The following is a 20,743-nucleotide window of genomic DNA, read 5'->3' as shown; positions in this document are numbered from 1 at the left end:
GCCGCCGCCTCGATGGCAGCGGCTTGTTGGCAAAGAACGGCGGCGCTCACACCTTGGCGGGCTTTTTCGCCGGGCGCGGCTCTAGTTTGTTGACCGTCTCCGGCGCGGCGGGAGCCGTTTCGGACGGCGCCAGCTCCGGCGCCTTGCTGCCGCCACTGAGCCAGCGCAGGGCCGACAGCTCGCCGCTGATGCGAGCCTTGTCGGCCGACTTGCAGCTCAGGCACACCGGCTTGCCGTTGCGCTCCCTGAGCGCCACGTCCACGCGCTTGCCGTGCACCGCCACCTGGCGGCTGGACTGCCACGCCAGCAGCACCTGGGCCAGCTGCTTGAACGACGGATCGTCGTACTTGTACGGATTCTTCAGCGCGGTCAGCCACAGCTCGCCGGCGGCATCCTCATTCAACAACACGGTCTGGTAGGCCACCGTCACCGCCGCTCCCGGCGACACGGTGCTGGCCAGCTCGTCGATGTCCTCGTTCTTGAGCCGCACGCAACCGTGGCTGCGGAAGCCCGGCACGCTGGTCGGAACGTTGGTGCCGTGCATGCCGAGCCCCAGCCGCGGGTCGCCAAAGCGCACGAAGGCGTTGCCGAGCGGATTGTCCGGCCCCGGCGGCACCGAGGTCAGCACCGGCTTGCCCTGCTGCTTCATTTCCTCCTGGATCGACTTCGGCACGTACCAGATCGGCTTGGGATAAATGCCGGTCACTGCGTAGGTGCCGGTCGGCGTCTGGGTCAGCATCTTGCCCACCGCCACCGGGTAGGATTTGAGCAGCGTACCGTCGCGATACACGAACAGCCGGGTCTGCGGCAGGTTGATCACCACGTGCAAGCCGCTGCCGTTGATCAGCACATCCGGCGCCGGCACCTGGGCCCGCGCCAACGCCGCAGCCACCAGCATTGCCGCCGCGACAACCCGCTTACTCCTTGCACCCACCATACCCATTCGTTCCATCAATTATCCGGTCGCGCCATTTTAGCAGAAACCCCGCCGTACACCCGCTTGCAAAAAAGCCAGCGCGGCACGGCGTATTTTGCGAAAATTACCGTTTTACCGTTTTGATTTGACACGGAAAACGATGAATCCATCCCAACCAGTCGCCCTGATCGAATCCCTCGACTACGAAGGGCACGGCGTCGCCCATGTAGAGGGCAAGACGATCTTCATCGATGGGGCGCTGCCGTACGAAACCGTCAGCTACAGCTCCTATCGCAAGAAACCCAGTTACGAGAACGCCGACACCTGCGCGGTACTGAAAGAAAGCTTCCTGCGCACCACGCCACGCTGTCCACACTTCGGCGTTTGCGGCGGCTGTTCGATGCAGCACGTCGAATTCTCGGCCCAGGTCGCCATCAAGCAGCGCGTGCTGGAAGACAGCCTCAAGCACATCGGCAAGGTCAGCGCCGAACGCATGCTGACGCCGATCGCCGGCCCGGCCTGGGGCTACCGCCACCGTGCCCGCCTCTCGGCGCGCCTGGTCGAGAAGAAAGGCGGCGTGCTGGTCGGCTTCCACGAGAAACGCTCCAGCTACATCGCCGAGATGAGCGAGTGCCACATCCTGCCGCCGCACATCTCGGCGCTGATCGTGCCGCTGCGCGAAATGATCTACACGCTGTCGATCCGCGACCGCATGCCGCAGATCGAAGTGGCCGTCGGCGAAAAGCTCGACATCCTGGTGTTCCGCAACATGGACGCCATCAGTGCTGCCGACGAGGCCATCCTGCGCCGTTTCTCCGACACCCACTCGCAGCCGGGCCGTCCGCTGCAGATCTGGCTGCAGCCCAAGGGGCCGGACACCTGCTATCCGCTCTACCCGCTCGACGCGCCCAAACTGACCTACACGCTGCGCGACTTCAGCGTCGAGATGCCCTACTACCCCACCGAGTTCACCCAGGTGAACCCGGAGATCAACAACGTCATGGTGACGCGCGCCTTGAGGCTGCTCGACCCGCAGCCCGGCGAGCGCATCGCCGACATGTTCTGCGGCATCGGCAACTTCACCCTGCCGATCGCCCGCTCCGGCGCCGACGTGCACGGCATGGAAGGCAGCGAAGCGCTGGTCAAGCGCGCGGTGGAAAATGCCCGCCACAACCGCCTCGAGCATAAGGTCAGCTACGAGATGGCCAACCTGTTCGACGTCACCGAGGAGAGCTTCGCCGCACTCGGCAAGTTCGACAAGATGCTGGTCGACCCGCCGCGCGACGGCGCCGTGCAGTTGCTCAAGGCCCTCACCGACGACACCGCGCCGCAGCGCATCGTCTACGTCTCGTGCAACCCGGCGACGCTGGCGCGCGACGCCGGAATCCTGGTCAACACCAAGGGCTACACGCTGAAGGCGGCCGGCATCATCAACATGTTCCCGCACACCGCCCACGTCGAGTCGGTGGCCTGGTTCGAGAAGACCGGCCCGTGCAAGTCCAGGAAGGAAATGGACGAGATGGAAGCCGCCGAAACCGCCGCCCGCGAAGCCGCCAAGGCGGCCAAGAAGGCGCGCGAAGCCGAGGCCGCCCGCAAGAAGGCCGAGGAAGAGGCCGAGCGCGCCGCCAAGAAGGAAGCGCGCCGTCAGCACTACCTCGCCAATCAGGCCTACTACGACGCGCGCAACGCGACCAAGAGCGACAGCGAGCAGTAAGCCGGTCACGGCAGCCTCCCGGCGCAACGACGGGTTGGCTGCCGGCCCCTGGGGCGGGCAGCGCCAAGGACCGTGCCGCACTCGCGGCGCGCTTTCACACCGGTCCGGCATTGTTTTGCCGCCACCCCGCCTCAAACGGCTGTTTTGCCCGATAATAGCCATCCTTTAGCGACGCCGATCACCATGAGCCACAAACCCCTCACCGACCGCGACTACCAAAACCTGGCCACCACCCTGGCCCGCTTTCGCGCCCAGCACTGCATGGGCCTGGAGCAGCTCGACGGCTTCTTCGCCGCCCTGCTGTGCGGGCCGGAACCGATCAAGCCGAGCGAGGTGCTGCCGCTGATCCTGGGCGACGCCTTCGACGACGAGACCGCCTTCAGCTCGCAGAAGGCGCTGGAGCAGTTCGTCTCGTTGCTGATGGGCCATTGGCTCGACATCGCCGACACACTGCACTCGGGACGCGAGTTCCACCCCTGGCTGGAGCCGGACGAGCACGGTGTGGTGCACGGCAACGACTGGGCTCAGGGCTTCACCGCCGGCATGGAGCTGATGAACGAGGACTGGGGCTTGCTGTTCGAGGATGAAGAGCAGGCCGAGGCGCTGGTGCCGATCATGGCGCTGGCGTTCGAACACCACCCCGATCCGGAAATGCGCCCCTACGTGGACAATGCCGACGCCGGACAGCGCGAGCAATGGCTTGCCGGCATCTCGCCGGCGGTCGAGGCGATCTACCGCTTCTTTGCCGCCATGCGCCGGCAGATGGAGCAGGAGAGCGTGGCGGCGGAACAGGCAGAGACGGCGAAACCCGCCCAGACCCCGCGCCCGGTACGCCCCGGCAAAAAAAGCAAGGACGGCGGCCGGCGCTGAGCCGGTACGCAACCACGCCACCCGGTCCACCCGGGATGGCGACAGGCCGCCGGCGAGCGGTCCGACATAACCCAAAGAATCACGAGAAATGACGATACAGGAAGCAAGAAGACCGGAGCAGCGACTGCCGCCAACGCTGGCGCGGCGCGCCACGGCGATCATCGAGATGCCGGACGGGGTGCTGGTAGCTGCGACGCGCGGAGGGCGCTACCAGCTGCCGGGGGGCAAGGCCAACCGTGGCGAACTGCGCTCGCAGGCACTAATCCGCGAAGTACGCGAAGAAACCGGCCTGCGCATCAATTCGATGCTGTACCTGTTCGACCACATCACCCCGCACGCCGCGCACAAGGTCTACCTGGCGATCGCCCAGGGCCAGGTCAAGCCGCAGGGCGAAGTCGAGCGCATCGCCCTGGTGACCTCGCCGGACAGCGAGCTCGACCTGATGCACGACGCGCGTGCCATCCTGCGCCGCTACGCCCGCGTGCGCAGCGACACCACCCCCAAGGGCGAGGCCTTGCGCGCCTTTCTCGGGCTGGCGCGCTACATCGCCAAGGTGGAATGAGCAACGCCATCCTGCCCTGGCTGGAACTCGACGAGTTCCGCTTTCACCACATCCTTCCCACCCTGCCCGGGGCCACGCTGGTGCTGTTCGGCCAACCCCATTGCAGCGCCTGCCGGGTGTGGCACGCCAGCCTGCCCCGGCTGGTCCCGCCCCGCATCCGCCAGCTGTGCTACGTCGACATCGCCGTCAGCAGCGCGCTGGCGCACGAATTCGAGCTGTTCCACCTGCCGGCGCTCGCCCTATACGACAACGGCGCGTTTCACACCATGGTGAACGCGCCGTTGGAACGGGCCAAGTTGGCCGAAGCGATTCAGATCGCGTTGGCGTCGCCGCCGTCGGAAGCCCCCTGAGCCGCATCCCCCTGGTTCAGCTCAAGCCCCAGCTCGGGCGGCACCTGCACCCAGTCGAGCGACGCCGCCAGCGACAGCGTAGAGCCCATCAGCATCATCGCCAGCGGCGAGAACAGCAGCACGCCGACCAGCACGCGCAGCCGCGACACCCCGGATACCGCGGTCAGGGCATGCACCAGGATGGTAATGGTGAGCACCGACAACGCGAAGGCCCCGATCAGCGCCGCGTCGTCCGGCAGCCAGCTGGTCAGGGGCTCGAGAATCTGCACGCTGTTGGCCGCCACCACCAGCCCGAACAACGAACCGCTCGGCTTCCACTTGCCCAGGCGCAGCCACAGCCCCATGAACTGGGTGAACAACAGCGTCTCCAGCCAGGTGAACAGCAGGAAGAACGCCACGCGCCCCTCGACGTTGTCACCCAGGCCGTCGGCGCCGGCGCTGGCGATGATACCGAGCGCCGTCAACAACAGCGCCGGCTGCCAGAACGCATACTGGTAGTGCTGTAGCGGCCGGACACGGAAACGCACCAAGTCCAGGGCATCGTCAAAGAGGATACGCATGTCTTAATCGAACACCACGGTTTTGTTGCTGTAGGACAACACGCGATCGTCCAGGTGCCAGCGCACCGCGCGCGACAGCACCACCTTTTCCAGATCCCGCCCCTTCTGCACCAGGTCCTCGACGTCGTCACGGTGCGAGATGCGCGTGACCTCCTGCTCGATGATCGGACCATCGTCCAGCACCTCGGTCACGTAGTGACTGGTGGCGCCGATCAGCTTCACCCCGCGCGCGAACGCACGATGGTAGGGCTTGGCGCCGTCGAACGCCGGCAGGAAACTGTGATGGATATTGATCACACGGTTCGGGAAACGTTCCACGAAACGCTGCGACAGCACCTGCATGTAGCGCGCCAGCACGATCACGTCCACCCCGGCTTCCTCGAGCAAGCGCCACTGCTCCGCCTCGGCCTCTTCCTTGTTGACCTGCGTCACCGGCACCACGTGGTAGGGGATGCCGTTGAATTCGGCCATGCGGCGGCAGTCCTCGTGGTTGGAGATGATCAGCGGAATGTCGCAGTTCAATTCGCCGATGCGCCAGCGGTGCAGCAGGTCGACCAGGCAGTGCTCGTATTTCGAGACGAAGATCGCCATGCGCGGCTTGCGGCTCGACAGCGACACGCGCCAGGTCATGCCGTGCTTGTCGGCAATCGGCTGGAACGCCGCGGCGAAGCTCTCCATCGGCAGCGTGAAGCCGTCGAGGCTCCACTCGATGCGCATCAGAAACAGGTTTTCGCTGACATCCTGATGCTGGTCGGCATGCATGATGTTGGCGTTGTAGGTCATCAGGAAGTTGGCGATGGCCGCCACCAGCCCCTTCTTGTCGGGGCAGCTGATCAGCAGCGTGGCCGAATTCTTGTTATGACTCATTGTTCACTCCCAGAAACGAAAGCCGATGTGCCGGCGGCGGCATTCCGCGCGCCAGGCAACACCGCATGTCTCACGGCAGGGGCAGTGCACGCGAAGGAGATAAACCAGCGCGCCGCACCGTCACGCCGCCGCTACGGCTCGGCGCCCCCTGCCCGCAGACCTCAGGCGTTCAGGTTGGCCGAATCCAGCGTGTTCTGCAGCAGCGTGGCCACGGTCATCGGACCCACCCCGCCCGGCACCGGAGTGATGAAGGCGGCACGTTCGCTGGCGGTGGCGAACTCCACGTCGCCGCACAGCTTGCCGCTGTCGAGGCGGTTGATGCCCACGTCGATCACCACCGCACCCGGCTTGACCCACTCGCCCTTGATGAAGTTGGGGATGCCCACCGCGGCCACCACGATGTCCGCCTCGGATACTTCCTTGGGCAGGTCGGTGGTGGCGCTGTGGCACACCGTCACGGTGGCGCGCGCCAGCAGCATTTCCAGCGCCTGCGGGCGGCCGACGATGTTGGACGCGCCGACGATCACCACCTTCTTGCCCTTCGGATCGATACCGTACTCTTCCAGCAGGGTCATCACGCCGCGCGGGGTACACGGACGCAGCAGCGGCATCTTCACCGCCAGACGGCCCATGTTGTAGGGGTGGAAGCCGTCCACGTCCTTCTTCGGCTCGATGCGCTCGATCACCGACTGCGGATCGATCTGCTTGGGCAGCGGCAGCTGCACCAGGATGCCGTCGATGCTGGCGTCGGCGTTGAGCTGGTCGATGATCCCCAGCAGCTCTTCCTGCGAGGTGGAAGCGGGCAGGTCGTAGGCCACCGAGCGGATGCCGGCCTTCTCGCACGAGCGCTTCTTGTTGCCGACGTACACGCCGGAGGCCGGATCGTCGCCGACCAGGATGACGGCCAGTGCCGGAGCACGCTTGCCCGCCTTGAGGCGTGCATCCACGCCTTCGCGTACGCGCCCGATCAATTTTTCTGCTACTGCTTTGCCATCAATGAGTTGTGCCGTCATGCTCTGTCCCGAAACCAAACCAACCAAAAACGGCATTTTCTCATTTTTCACCCCCTGAGCTCAACGGGTATTGACAGCATTATGCTCGATCCGTATAGTTGCGCTCTCTGTCGTCGGGGTGTAGCGCAGCCTGGTAGCGCACCTGATTTGGGATCAGGGGGTCGAGAGTTCGAATCCCTCCACCCCGACCAGAAACTCCGCGCACTCGGTGCAGGATGCGCCCGTAGCTCAACCGGATAGAGCACCGGCCTTCTAAGCCGGGGGTTACAGGTTCGAGTCCTGTCGGGCGCGCCAGTGGTACAGCAGTAAGACAGTGGTGGATATAGCTCAGTTGGTAGAGTCCCGGATTGTGATTCCGGTTGTCGTGGGTTCGAGTCCCATTATCCACCCCAGTCTTGCAAAAACCGGCCCGAGGGCCGGTTTTTTTGTTGCACGTGCTCCTGCCGGCCGCAGTTTCACTTGTCTCCCCTGCCCCGCTCCGTAATAATTGAATACATTTGTATGTATCCGATTGACTGACAGAGCTTCCACCCCATGACCACCCTGCAGCCGATCAAGCGCCAGACGCTGACGAGTGCCGTAACCGAATCCCTGCGCCAACGCATCCTGTCGGGCGAGTTTGCCGACGGCCAGCAATTGCGCCAGGAAGCGCTTTCCAATGAATACGGCGTGAGCCGGGTGCCTGTGCGCGAGGCGCTGCGCCAGCTCGAGGCCGAAGGCCTGATCCAGATCATCGACCACAAGGGTGCCCTGGTATCCAAACTGTCGCTGGACGACGTGCTGGAACTGCTGGACATCCGCGCCATGCTGGAAAGCTCGCTGCTGCGCGCCGCCATCCCGCGCCAGACCAAGGCCGACCTGGCCATGGCCGCCGACACCCTGAAGCAGTTCGAGATCGCGCTGCAGACCAACGACATCCGCCACTGGGGTGAGCTGAACTCGCGCTTCCACCTGGCCTTGTACCGTGCCGCCAAGCGCCCCAACACGCTGGCGCTGATAGAGCAGTTGCACAACAAGACCGATCGCTACACGCGCATGCAGATCCTGTTCACCCAGACCATGGAACGCGCCCACGCCGAACACACCAAGCTGCTGGAGCTGTGCCAGCAAGGCGCGGCCGAGGAAGCGGCCGAGTTCATCCGCTTCCACATCCTGTCGGCCGGCAACGCGCTGGAAAGCTACCTCAAGAACCAGGGTTCGCCGCGTTAAAAACGCTTCGGCCAACCTTCTAAGGTTGGCCGAACGCGGCAGCAACTCACACAGACTTACTTCATGCCCTTCAGCCTGTCCTCGCGATAGGCATGCACCACTTCTCCCCCCGCCACCTTGCCGATCACCGGCACGGTTTCGTCGATCGCCTCATGACTAGTCGGGCTGAACGGACGCCGGTAGCGCGTGATCACGCCGTCGACCGGCCGTTGCAGCTGCTCCAGCGCCCGTCGGATCGCGGCCCGGTCGGTACTGCCGGCCTGCTGGATCGCCGCCGCCAGCAGCAACATGGCGTCGTAGCCCTGCGCCGCGGAAGGCGGCGACGCAATGCGCCGGCCATGGCTCAGCGCCAGGTAGGCGTCGATGAACGCCTTGCGCCGCCCGCCGGCCCCCTCCGGAATGAAGGTCTGCACCATGCGCGTGCCGTCGGCGTTGGGACCGGCGTTGTCGATGAAATTCGACATCGACAGCGTCCAGCTGCCGATCAGCGGTACCTGCCAGTCCATCCGCGCCATGCCGTTGGCGATTTCCACCAGCTCCGGGCCGATGGCATAGGTCAGAATGACCTGGGCCCCCTGGCGCGCCGCCTTGCGCAATGGCTCGTCCATGTCGCGCTCGTGCAGGTCGAAGCGTTCCACCACCACCGGCCGCACGCCGTAGCGCGCCAGCGCGGCGGTCAGTTCCATCACCCCTTGCTCGCCGTAGCGGGTGGTGTCGGCGAAGATGGCGATGCGGCGATAGCCGGCACGTTCCACCGCCTCGCGCGCGATCAGCCGCGCCTGCACCGTATCGGACAGCGCGACGCGAAACACATAGCCGTCGCGCGCAGGCTGGGTCAGCTTTGCCGCCGTGGCCACCGCAATCACCAGCGGCACACGCGCCTCCTGGTAGAGCCCCACCACCGCTTCGGCCACCGCGGTATTCACCAGGCCGACCGTCGCCACCACCGGCTGACGGATCAGCTCGGCGTTGACGCGCCGGCCGCGCAGCGCGTTGCCGCCGTCGTCGCGCTCGACCAGCTGCAGCGGCCGCCCCAAGACGCCGCCACGGGCGTTGATCTCCTGCGCCGCCAGCCGGATGCCGTTGCGCATGCTGAGTCCCATCGGCGAGGACCCTCCGGTATACGCCCCCGGCACACCGATGCGGATCGGCTCGACGGCGCCGGCCAGCGTCGCCCACAGCAACCCCGCCAGCATCAGAGCGCGCTTCAAAATAGTTGTTTTCATTGTCTCTTTTCTCCGGAGCGCAAGCTTAACGGGGCGCACGCCAATCAACAAGCCCGACGCTGCGGGCTAACCCGTCTTATCTTCGGCGTCGGCTTGGCCTACACTCACGTTCTGTTGCCGGCACCACGCCGGTGGTACAGGACCACCTCGTCCGGACACCTTACGCATGCTTCGTTACCACTCCACCGCCCAGCGCCAGCGCCCGAGCTGGTACCGGCTGTTCCCCAACGCCAGCATCGTGCTGTTCTTCCTGACCATGGCAGTGATGCTGTGGGCGCTCGATTCGCGCGAAGCCGAGCAGCTGCGTACCGCGCTGGCGCGCGACGCGCTGTGGGCGGAACAGACGCTGCAACTCCACCTCGAAGACAATCTCAACCAGCTCACCGAACTCGCGCGCGAAGCGGGGCGCGACGATCTCGACGAAAGCGGCTTCCAGCTCCAGGCGGCGCAATTCATCGGCAACACCCCGGAACTCTTGGCGGTGGTGCGCGCCGACACCGGCATGATCCTGCGCTGGATCGCCCCCTATGAAGACGGCCCGCTGACGCTGGGCGACGGCCTCTCGGGCCCCAGCGCCGACGCCTTCGTCAAGGCGCGCATCGAGAGCCGGCCGGTCTACAGCCGGCCCTACCAGAGCGCGGACGGCCAATGGCGCATCGAATTGCACGTGCCGGTGCTGCGCAACGGCCAGTTTGTCGGCACCATGATCGCCGTGTTCAACACCGGCACGCTGATCCGCCGCCTGCCGCCGTCGTGGTTTGCCGAGAAATACCAGCTCGAGCTGATCGACGCCGAGGGCCGTGACATCGGCCACAACGCCCAGCAGCGCCTGAGCGGCACGCTCTCCGAAAAGCTCGACCTGCCCGGCACCGGGCTCGCCATCATCGCCCGCCCGGTAAAGACGGCGACCAGCCCGAGCCGCGTCCTGCAACTGGGGCTGATCGTCGGCCTGACCCTGCTCACCCTGATGAGCCTGCTCAGCCTCAACCGCCATATCCGCCGCCGCGTCAGCGCCGAAGAAGAGCGCGACCGGGTGTACCGCCTGTCACAGGATCTGCTCGGCATCATCAGCCCGGAGGGCACCCTGCTCGAGGTCAACCCGGCGTTCGAAACCGTGCTCGGCTACTCGCAAGCGCAACTCATCGGCACCTCCTTCCTGAGCTACCTGCACCCCAGCGAGCGCGACATGCTGAAGGAAGGTTTTTTCGACATGCTCGGCGCCGACCAGAGCCATCGCTACGTCGAGACCCGGGTGCTGACGCGCGAGGGCGCCACGCACTGGATCGTGTGGGCGCTGAGCCCGCTGCCGGAGAGCGGCGTGATCTACGTCTCGGGGCGCGACATCACCGCCAAGAAGGAAGCGCAGGAAGCGCTCTGGCAGGAATCCACCTTCCGCAAGGCGATGGAAGATTCGCTGGTGGTGGGGCTGCGCGCCATCGACCTCGAAGGGCGCATCACCTACGTCAACCCGGCCTTCTGCGACATCACCGGCTACCGCGAGCAGGAACTGCTGGGCCAACTGCCGCCCTACCCCTACTGGCGCTCCGGCGAAGCCGCCGAACTGCACCAGCGCCACATGGCGGCCGCGCTGACGGGAAACGCGCCACAGGATGGCCTCGAGACCCAGATCCGGCGCAAGGATGGCAAGGAAATCCACGTCAACCTGCTGATCTCGCCACTCATCGACCACGACGGCCAGCACACCGGCTGGATGACGGCGATGACCGACATCACCGAGCGCCAGGAGGCCAAGCAACGACTAGAGGCCTCGCACGAGCGTTTCGTCACCGTCATCGAGGGCCTGGACGCCGCGGTGGCGGTGGTCGACCCGGCCAGCCACGAGCTGTTGTTCTGCAACCAGCACTACCGACAGTGGTTCGACCCGGACAACGTGCTGGGGCAGGAGGAGAGCGCGAGCTGCTGCGACCTGCGGCTGGCCTTCCTGATGCGCGACGCCGAACGCTCCGAACTGGACCTCCAGTTGCAGCTGGCCAACCCGCCGCGCTGGCTGTCGGCGCGGCGCCGCCAGGTGCGCTGGGTGGACGGCCGACCGACGCTGATGGTGATCCTCACCGACATCACCCAGCAGCACGAGGCGGAGCAGCGCTACGAACAACAGATGGAGAAGTTGCAGGCCACCTCGCGCCTGGTCACCATGGGCGAGATGGCCTCGACCCTGGCCCACGAGCTGAACCAGCCGCTGTCGGCCATCGCCAACTACCAGGCCGGCTGCATCGAACGGCTGCGCCAGGGCCGCGCCAGCGCCGAATCGCTGCTGCCGGTGATGGAAAAGATCACCGCCCAGGCCGAACGCGCCGGCAAGATCGTGCGCCGTGTGCGAGAATTCGTGAAACAGAGCGAACCCGACCGCAAGCCCTGCCAGTTGACGGATATCGTCGAGGCCACGCTCGCCATCGCCGACATCGAGGCGCGCCGCTACGCCGCCACCATCGACCTGCAACTGCCGCCACGCCTGCCGGAAGTCTGCGTCGACCCGATCCTGATCGAGCAGGTGCTGCTCAACCTGATCAAGAACGGTATCGAGGCGATGCAGGACACCGAACCCGCCCGACGCCAGCTCATCGTCAGCGCCGACGTGCTCAATCCGCGTCGGGTCGAGGTCGCCATCGCCGACCGCGGCCACGGCGTGCCGGCGGATCTCAAGGAGCGCCTGTTCGACGCCTTCTTCACCACCAAGAAGGAAGGCATGGGCATGGGGCTCAACATCTGCCGCACCATCATCGAATTCCATCAGGGTCAACTCTGGGTGGAAGACAACCCGGACGGTGGTAGTATTTTCCGCCTGACCCTGCCGGTGACCGAAGCATGAACATGACCAAGCAAGCGCCCATCCATATCATCGATGACGACGAACCGTTCCGCGACTCCCTGCTCTGGCTGCTGGAAAGCCACGACTACCCGGTGGAGTGCCACGGCAGCGCGGAAGCTTTCCTGGGCCGGGTGGTGCCGTCCGGCGTCGGCTGCCTGATCGTGGATATCCGCATGCCCGGCATGAGCGGGCTGGAACTGTTCGAGGAACTGGGCCGGCGCGGCAATCCGTGGCCGGTGATCTTCATTACCGGGCACGGCGACGTGCCGATGGCGGTACAGGCGGTCAAGCGCGGTGCCCACGACTTCCTGGAAAAGCCGTTCAACCAGCAGGCCCTGCTCGACGCCGTGGACAGCGCGCTGGCGGCCTGCCGGCAGCGCCTCGACAGCACCGCCAGCCTCAGCAAGATGGCGGAACGGCTCGATTCGCTCACGGTGCGCGAGCGCGAGGTGCTGGAAAAGGTGATCGAGGGCAAGATGAACAAGGTAATCGCCGACGACCTCGGCATCAGCATCAAAACGGTGGAAGCGCACCGCGGCAAGATGATGGACAAGATGGGCGCGCGCTCGATCGCCGATCTGGTGCAGGCGGTGGTGGCCTATCGCCAGCAGAAGGGCTGACGCCCCATAGAGCCGCTAACAGAACCCTCTTGGCGTTGTTGCGCGGCCTGGCCGTACTACCTTGTACTGTCTGCGGCCGCGCGCCTAGCCAAGACCGCTGCGCTGGGTTTTGTTAGCGACTCTTGATACTCAAGCCGGAGCGCACAAGGCCGCCCGTCACCGGGCGGCCTTGTCGTTTACAGGCGTCTCGCCAGTTGTCGGGCTAGACGCTTTCGCTCCCTCTCAACGCGTCGCGGAAGGAGTGCCCACCCCACCTACACGGCGCACCGCATCCTTGCCCGGCTCCGGAATCGGCTCGATCTTGCCCAACAGGAACACGAAGGCAAACACGCCGATCACCAGCACCACGCCGGCCACCAGGAAGGCGTTGGAGAACGACTGCGTGGCGCCGACGATATAGCCGGTCACGATCGGCGCCACCGCGCCCATCATGTTGTTGGCGAAGTTCATGATGCCACCCACCGTGCCGGTGCCGCCGTGCGGGGCGATCAGCGACGGCAGCGACCAGCCCACCGGCGCCGCGGCGGCCAGGCCGCTCAGCGCGATGGTGATCCAGACGATGGCGACGTAAGGATCGGTGGTGGTGGTGGCGCCGAACACGGCCAGGCCACACAGCATGCCGGCCACCAGCACGCCCTTGCGCACCCGCGTCTCGTCATGCCCCTTGGCGATCAGGTGGTCGATCAGCCAGCCGCCGACCAGGAGATCGGACAGCGTGGCGAACAGCCAGGGGACGGCGGCGAACGTCGCCGACTTGAGGATGCTCATGTGCATCGCCTGCACCAGGTAGCCCGGCAACCAGGTCAGAAACAGGTAGAACACGTAGCCGTAGGCGGCAAAGCCGATCGACAGCCCCCAGATTTTGCGTTGCTTGAGCAGGTAGCCCAGCATGTTGAGCGGACTCTCCTGGCTTACCCCTTCCGGCGTGGCACCACCCTGGACGATGTAGTCGCGCTCGGCCCGGGACAGCTTGCTGTCGGCGCTGGGGTCACGATAGAGCAGGTAGAAGGCCAGGAAGTAGCACAGGCTCAACAGGGCGGACAGGCCAAAGCCCCAGCGCCAGCCGAGATGCACCACGGTCAGGGCGACCAGCGGCACGCCGATCACGTTGGAGAACTTGGCGGCGGCGTCGAACAGCGCAGTCGCCATGGCACGCTCGCGGCGCGGGAACCAGTAGCCGGTGGCCTTCGAGCTGACCGGAAAACCCGGCGCCTCAGCCACCCCCAGCAGGGCACGCGCGGCGAACACGCCACCGAAACCGCCGGCACAGGCGGTCAGCGTGGCGGCGATGCCCCACAGGAACGCCCCCCAGCGCCCAACTTTGGTGACGCCGAAGCGGTCGAGCACCACCCCGGTCGGAATCTGCAGCAAGGCGTAGGCCCAGAAGAAGGCGCTGAACAAGAGGCCGATATCCCCGGTAGTGAGGTGGAATTCCTGCTGCAACTGCGGCGCCGCCACCGACAGGCTGATGCGGTCGAAATAGTTGACCAGCACGCCGATGCCGAGCAGGGCGCCGATGCGCCAGCGGCGCGTCGGCACGCGGGCGGTGGTGTTGTGGGTCGTCATTGTGTTCTCCTCCGTGTAGTTATGACGTGTTTGGGTGCTACTTGCTGTGCAACTGCTCGAGCACGCGATCACGCAAGCTGGCGAGCGGTTGCTGAATGTCACAGACGATGGCCTGCTCGTCCGGCTGCAGCGCCTCCAGGTCGCTGAACTGGCTGTCGATCAGGCTCTGCGGCATGAAATGGGCGGAGCGAGCGGCCATGCGCTCGGCGATCAGGCTGCGCGAGCCGCTCAGGTGGACGAACAGCAGCTCGGGGTCGCCCTCGCGCAAGGCATCGCGATAGCGGCGCTTGAGCGCCGAGCACGCCAGCACCATGCGCTCTCCCCCTGCCCGTCCGCTGGCCAGCCGTGCCGCCAGCACGCCGAGCCAACTGGCGCGGTCGGCATCGGTGAGCGGGATGCCGGCGGACATGCGGGCAATGTTCTCGGCGGGGTGAAAGGCGTCGCCTTCGATGAAAGTGGCGCCGAGGGTTTCGGACAGAGCCTCGCCGAGACTGCTCTTGCCGCAACCGGCAACCCCCATGACCACGATGTTCGGCATTTTCATGTTAGCGCTAACATTTCAGATTGAGAAAAACGCCTGCGGTGAGCGCGGGCGTTGGCTGTTTTTCGGATGTTAGCGCTAACAAATCGAAGCAGGCAAGAATTTGCTTCATGCCGCAGACAGAGTGCGAGCGGGTGTTGCAAAACTGCCCACGCTGGCGCAGGCAGCCGGCACGACTGGAAACGGTTGTCGGCTGCTACGAGCTGGCCCGTGGCATGACGGTGAAACCCAGGTCATGACAGGTTATGGCATCGGCTTCGCCGGCGATGCTCGCCAGCAGCAGCCTGGCCGCTTCGGTGCCGATGCGGTAGCGCGGCGTGGCCACCGTGGTCAGTGGCGGCGTCACCCAGCCGGCGGGTTGCAGATCGTTGAAGCCGGCGATCGCCATACGCTGCGGCACCGCCAGGCCGAGCCGCTGGCAGGCGGCGAGCGCGCCGATGGCGAGGTCGTCGTTGCAGCAGAACACGGCGTCGCAATCGGGATGGGCCTGCAGCAAGCGCGTCAGCGCATCGGCCCCCATCTGCATCGTGGACGGCGCCGGGTCGAGATCTTCCAGTGCCGCGTCGTAGCGGCCGGCGGCGTGCAGCGCCTTGCGGTAGCCGTCCAGGCGCTTGAGCACGCGCTCGTCAAGCTGCGCCCCCATGAAGGCGATGCGCCGGCGCCCGCGCTCCAGCAGGTGGCGGGTGATCGCTTCGCCCGCGTCTTCCTGGGAAAAGCCGACGCAACGGCGACCATCCGCAGTGAGGTCCATCATGTACACCGCAGGAATCCCCTGCCGCTCCAGGGTCTGGGCGAATTCCGGCGGCTGCGACAAACCAGTCACCAGCACCCCGTCCGGCTGGTGCTCGAGGTAGGCGCGCAGCAGCTGCATCTCTTCGCCCGCGCTGTAGTGGGTATTGCCGATCAGCATCTGGTAGCCGGCGGGGCGCAGCACGTCCTCGATGCCGGCCAGGGTGTCGATGAAGACCGTGTTGGTCAGCGAGGGGATCAACACCAGCACGGTCTGCGAGCGCGCCGAGGCGAGCGCGCGTGCCGAGCGGTTGGGCACGTAGCCCAGCCGGTCGACGGCTTCCAGTATCTTGCTGCGGAGGGTATCGGAGACGCGCTCCGGCGAGTACAGCGCGCGCGATACGGTGATCGCGCTGACGCCGACGGCCAGCCCGACATCGTGCATGGTGACGCCGCTTCCGGAGCGTAGGCGCGGTTTTCTAGACATGGTTGAACGGCTTGATTCGGTGAACGGGAGGCGGCGCGGCCGCCTTGCCGTGGCAGTGTATCAAACCACACTGCCGCCGCCCTATGCCTTTTGGCTGCGGCCCGCCCCGGCGGCGCCTGCCGCTTCACGGGTCACTTTGGGAAGAGTCAAAAAAAACCCGGCCAAATGACCGGGTTAAGCAGAGTGCACACGACTTTACAATTCAGCAATACACGAAATGGGCGCGCTTGACGTTGCAGAGCAGCTCGTAGGCGATGGTGCCGGCCTGCGCCGCCACCTCGTTGACGTTGACGCTGTCGCCCCACAGTTCGACCTCGCTGCCGATGCCGGCAGCCGGCAAGTCGGTCAGATCGACGGTGATCATGTCCATCGACACGCGGCCGATGATGCGCGAGCGCACGCCGTCGATCGCCACCGGGCTGCCGGTGGAGGCCAGCCGCGGGTAGCCGTCGGCGTAGCCGCAGGCGATCAGGCCGACGCGGGTCGGACGCTCGGTTACGAAGGTGGCGCCGTAGCCCACCGGCTCGCCGGCAGTGAGTTCGCGCACACCGAACACCCGGCTGGTGAGACGCATCACCGGCTTGAGCGCGGCGTCCTGTGCGTAGCCGGCCGGCAGCGGGGTGGCACCGTACAGCATGATGCCGGGACGGCCCCAGTCGCGCCGGGTGCGCTCGTGCACCATGATGGCGGCGGAGTTGGCCACGCTGACTTCGCCCGGCAGACCGGCGCAGGCGGCATCGAAGGTTTCCATCTGCTGCGCAGTGGCAGACAGCGCCGGTTCGTCGGCGCGGGCGAAGTGGGTCATCTTGACGATGCCGTCCACCTTGCCGCTTTCGGCCAACCTTTGGTAGGCGGCCGCGTAGTCCTGCGGGAAGAAACCGGCACGATGCATGCCGGAGTCCATTTTCAGCCACACCCGGTAGGGCTTGGCGGGTTGGCTGGCGAGCAGCATGTCGAGCTGCTGCTGGCTCTGCACCACCAGCCACAGGCCATGCTGCTCCACCTCGCGCAATTCGGCCGCCTCGAACACCCCTTCCAGCAGCAGGATGGGCAGGGTCAGGCCGGCTTCGCGCAATTGCAGCGCCTCTTCCAGGCAGGCCACGGCGTAGCCGTCGGCGATGTCGGCCACGGCCTGGGCGCAACGTACCGCGCCGTGGCCGTAGGCGTTGGCCTTGACCACGGCCAGCGCGCGGCCGCCGTGCTGGCGGCGTGCCAGTTCATAGTTATGACGGAAGTGCTCGAGTCGGATCGAGGCAATCAACGGACGCATGCGAACCTCAGTGGCTGGTGACGATACGGGCGGTCGGTACCACCAGCTTTTCGCCGCCTTTGGCGTAACGCTGCATGGACAGGCCGTCGACGCTGATTTCCGGCTTCACGCCGATGATCAGGTCGGCCAGTACCTTGCCGGAACCGGCGCTCATGGTCCAGCCCAGGGTGCCGTGGCCGGTGTTGAGCGAGAGGTTGGCGAAGCGGCTGCCGCCGATGATCGGCGTGCCGTCCGGCGTCATCGGGCGCAGGCCGGTCCAGAATTCGGCCGCCGGGATGTTGCCGCCTTCGGGGAACAGATCGCCCACCACCATTTCCAGCGTTTCGCGGCGGCGCGGGTTCAGGCTCAGGTCGTAGCCGGACAGTTCGGCCATGCCGCCGACACGGATGCGGTTGTCGAAGCGGGTGATCGCCACCTTGTAGGTTTCGTCCATCACGGTGGACACCGGGGCGGCACTGGCGTTGGTGATCGGCACCGTCAGCGAGTAACCCTTGACCGGGTAGACCGGGATGTCGATATCCAGCGTCTTCAACAGATCGCGCGAGTAGCTGCCGAGCGCCACCACGTAGTGGTCGGCACGGTGTTCCACGCCGTTGGCGCGCACGCCGGTGATCTTCTTGCCGTCGTGCTGGATGGCGTCGATGGTCTGACCGAACAGGAACTTCACGCCCTTGGCGCGCGCCAGTTCGGCCAGACGGGAGGTGAACAGCTGGCAGTCGCCGGTTTCATCGTTGGGCAGCTGCAAGCCGCCAACGATCTTTTCCTTGACCCGTCCCAGCGCCGGCTCGGCCTTGACGCAACCCTCGCGGTCGAGCACGTTGAACGGCACGCCGGTTTCCTTCAGCACGGCGATGTCCTTGGCCATGCCGTCGAGCTGGTACTGGGTGCGGAACACCTGCAGCGTGCCCATTTCGCGGCCTTCGTAGGCCAGCCCGGTCTCGGCGCGCAGTTCCTTGATCTTGTCGCGGCTATACTCGGCGAGTCGCACCATGCGAGATTTGTTGGTGGCGTAGGCGGCTTCGGTGCAGTTGGCAAGCATTTTGCTCATCCACTGCCACTGGTACAGGCTGCCGTCCGGCTTGAAGGCCAGCGGGGCGTGACGCTGGAACAGCCACTTGATGGCTTTCTGCGGAATGCCCGGTGCGGCCCACGGGGCGGAATAACCCGGAGAAATCTGGCCTGCGTTGCCGAAGCTGGTTTCCAGTGCGACGCCGTCCTGGCGCTCGATCACGGTCACATCGCAGCCAGCCTTGGCCAGATACCATGCAGTGGAAACACCCAGGACACCACCGCCCAGCACGATAACCTTCATGTTCTCTACACTCCCGAGGTAGGGTTTGAACGTTTAGTGATTTCCGGTAGTATATTTACTTTAAGGCAGTTTTATTTACTGTTTTTTTACAAAAAAACAAATAAATTCAACAAAATATAGACAATGCACAGGAAATTATGAGAGACAAACAAGTAGTGGAGCGCCCGCTCGACAAGATCGACTTGAGGATACTGAAATACCTGCAAAACAACGGCCGCATGTCGATGACCGAACTGGCCGACAAGGTCGGCCTGTCGACCACGCCCTGTACCGAACGGGTACGCAAACTGGAGCGTGACGGCATAATTGAAGGTTACTACGCCCGCCTGAATCCGCAAGCGATGAACTCCTCGCTGTTGGTATTCGTCGAAATCAAGCTGGCCGCCAAGTCCGGCGACATCTTCGACTCCTTCCGCCGCGAGGTGCAGAAGCTGCCGGAGGTGATGGAGTGCCACCTGGTGTCCGGCGAGTACGATTACCTGCTCAAGGCGCGCATCTCGGACATGTCGATGTACCGCAAACTGCTGGGCGACATCCTGCTCAAGCTGCCGCACGCCAACGAGTCGCGCAGCTACGTGGTGATGGAAGAGGTCAAGGAAACGTTGGCGCTGCCCATCCCCGACTGACCTGACCGCCATGGCATCGGTGAAACGATGCCGACGCACCAAAACAGAACGCACCAAATGAAGTCACGTGCACCATGACGTGATCTCATTTGGTGCGATTTGACTTGAGTCGCCGTGAAATTCTCTCGTCGCGACGCCTTCCTATCCCCTCCCATCGTCCCGATACGCCAATCCGGTGCAGGCATGCCCCGTCATGCATCACGTGCACCATGAATTGGCACTGCTTTTGCTACAAGGCGAAGCACAAAAATATCTTTGGGACCGTTCATGACTCACTCCTCGACTTCCGACGTGCTGTTCCTGCTGCTGGGGGCGGTGATGATCCTGGCCATGCACGCCGGCTTCGCCTTCCTCGAACTGGGGACGGTACGCAAGAAAAACCAGGTCAACGCGCTGGTGAAGATCCTCACCGACTTCGCCGTCTCCGCCATCGCCTACTTCTTCATCGGCTACGGCGTGGCCTACGGCGTGCACTTCTTCCAGCCCGCCAGCGTGCTAGGCGCCGAAAGCGGCTACGGCCTGGTAAAGTTCTTCTTCCTGCTCACCTTTGCCGCCGCCATCCCGGCCATCGTCTCCGGCGGCATCGCCGAGCGCGCCAAGTTCCATCCGCAGTCGGCCGCGACCTTCCTGCTGGTGGGCTTCGTCTACCCGTTCTTCGAGGGCATCGCCTGGAACAACCACTACGGTGTGCAGGACTGGCTGACGCACGCCTTCGGCCAACCTTTCCATGACTTCGCTGGCTCGGTGGTGGTGCACGCCGTGGGTGGCTGGATCGGGCTCGCCGCCGTGCTGAACCTGGGAGCACGCCGTGGCCGCTACAGCAAGGAAGGCCGCATCGCCGCGCACCCGCCGTCCAGCATCCCGTTCCTGGCGCTGGGCGCCTGGATCCTGATCGTCGGCTGGTTCGGCTTCAACGTGATGAGCGCGCAGAAGCTGGAAGGCATTTCCGGCCTGGTGGCGATCAACTCGCTGATGGCCATGGTGGGCGGCACGCTCACCGCAATGTGGCTCGGCAAGAACGACCCCGGCTTCATCCACAACGGCCCCTTGGCCGGACTGGTGGCGGTGTGCGCCGGTTCCGACCTGATGCACCCGGCCGGCGCCCTGGTGGTGGGCGCCATCGCCGGCGCGCTGTTCGTCCAGCTCTTCACACTGACGCAGAACCGCTGGAAGATCGACGACGTGCTGGGCGTATGGCCACTGCACGGCCTGTGCGGCGCCTGGGGCGGCATCGCCGCCGGCCTGTTCGGCCAACCCTGGCTGGGCGGCGCCGGCCATGTCAGCCTGATGTCGCAGCTGATCGGCACGCTGGGCGGCATCGCCGTCGGCTTCGGTGGCGGCTACCTGGTGTACGGCCTGCTCAAGCGCAGCGTCGGCATCCGCCTGAGCGAGGAAGAAGAGTTCAACGGCGCCGATTTGTCCATCCACCAGATCACCGCCACGCCGGAGCGCGAGAGCAACTGGTAGGTGCGGCC

The 20,743-nt window shown here is 65.2% G+C and carries 19 protein-coding genes and 3 tRNA genes; 12 read left to right on the top strand and 10 right to left on the bottom strand.

Translation table 11 applies throughout. The features are described from left to right. Positions 1–46: 46 nt before the first annotated feature. A complete protein-coding gene (locus AC3WG5_RS16415) occupies positions 47–952 on the bottom strand; it encodes a L,D-transpeptidase (RefSeq protein WP_492569641.1) in 906 nt (301 codons plus the stop codon). Between the two features lie 124 nt (positions 953–1,076). Between AC3WG5_RS16415 and rlmD the strand changes: the two genes are divergently transcribed. From rlmD to AC3WG5_RS16395, 4 genes are all read left to right on the top strand, one after another. Further along, the gene (gene rlmD, locus AC3WG5_RS16410) at positions 1,077–2,630 is read left to right on the top strand and encodes a 23S rRNA (uracil(1939)-C(5))-methyltransferase RlmD (protein ID WP_492569639.1); all 1,554 of its coding nucleotides are present in this window, start codon (positions 1,077–1,079) and stop codon (positions 2,628–2,630) included. Between the two features lie 183 nt (positions 2,631–2,813). Then, on the top strand, positions 2,814–3,500 hold the full coding sequence (locus AC3WG5_RS16405; protein ID WP_482582985.1) for a YecA/YgfB family protein: 687 nt from the start codon (positions 2,814–2,816) through the stop codon (positions 3,498–3,500). An 88-nt stretch (positions 3,501–3,588) separates the two neighbouring features. Continuing rightward, complete coding sequence (locus tag AC3WG5_RS16400; protein WP_014086405.1) at positions 3,589–4,062, top strand: NUDIX domain-containing protein; 474 nt, start codon at positions 3,589–3,591, stop codon at positions 4,060–4,062. After that, positions 4,059–4,412 carry a YbbN family protein gene (locus AC3WG5_RS16395; protein WP_492569637.1) on the top strand — a complete coding sequence of 118 codons (354 nt, stop codon included), beginning with the start codon at positions 4,059–4,061 and terminating at the stop codon, positions 4,410–4,412. The genes AC3WG5_RS16400 and AC3WG5_RS16395 overlap by 4 nt, the downstream gene beginning before the upstream one ends. Here AC3WG5_RS16395 and AC3WG5_RS16390 read toward each other — a convergent pair. From AC3WG5_RS16390 to folD, 3 genes are all read right to left on the bottom strand, one after another. Beyond that, positions 4,373–4,972: a hypothetical protein gene (locus AC3WG5_RS16390; RefSeq protein ID WP_008955295.1), complete on the bottom strand. Its 600-nt coding sequence runs from the start codon at positions 4,970–4,972 to the stop codon at positions 4,373–4,375. The two genes, AC3WG5_RS16395 and AC3WG5_RS16390, sit on opposite strands and share 40 nt — an antisense overlap. Before the next feature lie 3 nt (positions 4,973–4,975). Next, complete coding sequence (gene purU / locus AC3WG5_RS16385) at positions 4,976–5,839, bottom strand: formyltetrahydrofolate deformylase (RefSeq protein ID WP_492569635.1); 864 nt, start codon at positions 5,837–5,839, stop codon at positions 4,976–4,978. 161 nt (positions 5,840–6,000) lie between these two features. Further along, the gene (gene folD, locus AC3WG5_RS16380; RefSeq protein WP_041703339.1) at positions 6,001–6,852 is read right to left on the bottom strand and encodes a bifunctional methylenetetrahydrofolate dehydrogenase/methenyltetrahydrofolate cyclohydrolase FolD; all 852 of its coding nucleotides are present in this window, start codon (positions 6,850–6,852) and stop codon (positions 6,001–6,003) included. Between the two features lie 114 nt (positions 6,853–6,966). Between folD and AC3WG5_RS16375 the strand changes: the two genes are divergently transcribed. The 4 genes from AC3WG5_RS16375 to AC3WG5_RS16360 all read left to right on the top strand — a co-directional run bounded on the left by AC3WG5_RS16375 (position 6,967) and on the right by AC3WG5_RS16360 (position 8,061). Then, positions 6,967–7,043 (top strand) — tRNA-Pro (locus AC3WG5_RS16375). A gap of 26 nt (positions 7,044–7,069) precedes the next feature. After that, positions 7,070–7,146, top strand: a tRNA-Arg gene (locus AC3WG5_RS16370). Positions 7,147–7,168: 22 nt separating this feature from the next. Beyond that, positions 7,169–7,244 (top strand) — tRNA-His (locus tag AC3WG5_RS16365). A gap of 142 nt (positions 7,245–7,386) precedes the next feature. Further along, positions 7,387–8,061 (top strand): GntR family transcriptional regulator, encoded by a 675-nt coding sequence (locus AC3WG5_RS16360; protein ID WP_008955298.1) that lies wholly within the window; start codon positions 7,387–7,389, stop codon positions 8,059–8,061. Positions 8,062–8,117: 56 nt separating this feature from the next. Here AC3WG5_RS16360 and AC3WG5_RS16355 read toward each other — a convergent pair whose 3' ends face one another. Beyond that, complete coding sequence (locus AC3WG5_RS16355; RefSeq protein WP_492569633.1) at positions 8,118–9,287, bottom strand: ABC transporter substrate-binding protein; 1,170 nt, start codon at positions 9,285–9,287, stop codon at positions 8,118–8,120. 166 nt (positions 9,288–9,453) lie between these two features. On the opposite strand from AC3WG5_RS16355, the gene AC3WG5_RS16350 reads away from it, so the two are divergent. Both AC3WG5_RS16350 and AC3WG5_RS16345 read left to right on the top strand, forming a co-directional pair. Further along, a complete protein-coding gene (locus tag AC3WG5_RS16350; RefSeq protein WP_492569631.1) occupies positions 9,454–12,117 on the top strand; it encodes a PAS domain S-box protein in 2,664 nt (887 codons plus the stop codon). Continuing rightward, positions 12,114–12,737, top strand: coding sequence for a response regulator transcription factor (locus AC3WG5_RS16345; protein ID WP_492569629.1), 624 nt, complete (start codon positions 12,114–12,116; stop codon positions 12,735–12,737). The genes AC3WG5_RS16350 and AC3WG5_RS16345 overlap by 4 nt, the downstream gene beginning before the upstream one ends. 222 nt (positions 12,738–12,959) lie before the next feature. Here the strand turns inward: AC3WG5_RS16345 and AC3WG5_RS16340 are convergent, their stop codons facing one another. The 5 genes from AC3WG5_RS16340 to AC3WG5_RS16320 all read right to left on the bottom strand — a co-directional run bounded on the left by AC3WG5_RS16340 (position 12,960) and on the right by AC3WG5_RS16320 (position 18,642). After that, entirely contained in the window at positions 12,960–14,303 is a 1,344-nt protein-coding gene (locus AC3WG5_RS16340) for an MFS transporter (protein WP_492569627.1), read from the bottom strand. Between the two features lie 37 nt (positions 14,304–14,340). Further along, positions 14,341–14,847 (bottom strand): gluconokinase, encoded by a 507-nt coding sequence (locus tag AC3WG5_RS16335; RefSeq protein WP_492569625.1) that lies wholly within the window; start codon positions 14,845–14,847, stop codon positions 14,341–14,343. A 193-nt stretch (positions 14,848–15,040) separates the two neighbouring features. Beyond that, complete coding sequence (gene gntR / locus AC3WG5_RS16330) at positions 15,041–16,060, bottom strand: HTH-type transcriptional regulator GntR (protein WP_492569623.1); 1,020 nt, start codon at positions 16,058–16,060, stop codon at positions 15,041–15,043. A 202-nt stretch (positions 16,061–16,262) separates the two neighbouring features. Further along, positions 16,263–17,330 carry an alanine racemase gene (gene alr / locus AC3WG5_RS16325; RefSeq protein WP_492569621.1) on the bottom strand — a complete coding sequence of 356 codons (1,068 nt, stop codon included), beginning with the start codon at positions 17,328–17,330 and terminating at the stop codon, positions 16,263–16,265. A 7-nt stretch (positions 17,331–17,337) separates the two neighbouring features. Continuing rightward, positions 17,338–18,642: a D-amino acid dehydrogenase gene (locus tag AC3WG5_RS16320; RefSeq protein WP_014086395.1), complete on the bottom strand. Its 1,305-nt coding sequence runs from the start codon at positions 18,640–18,642 to the stop codon at positions 17,338–17,340. Between the two features lie 137 nt (positions 18,643–18,779). Between AC3WG5_RS16320 and AC3WG5_RS16315 the strand changes: the two genes are divergently transcribed. Continuing rightward, the gene (locus tag AC3WG5_RS16315; RefSeq protein WP_008955307.1) at positions 18,780–19,268 is read left to right on the top strand and encodes an Lrp/AsnC ligand binding domain-containing protein; all 489 of its coding nucleotides are present in this window, start codon (positions 18,780–18,782) and stop codon (positions 19,266–19,268) included. 267 nt (positions 19,269–19,535) lie between these two features. Then, on the top strand, positions 19,536–20,735 hold the full coding sequence (locus AC3WG5_RS16310) for an ammonium transporter (protein ID WP_492569619.1): 1,200 nt from the start codon (positions 19,536–19,538) through the stop codon (positions 20,733–20,735). The last annotated feature ends 8 nt before the right edge of the window (positions 20,736–20,743 follow it).

The sequence above is a fragment of the Pseudogulbenkiania sp. FW507-F1 genome, from assembly GCF_058781125.1.
This window is presented reverse-complemented; position numbering and strand designations above follow the sequence as displayed.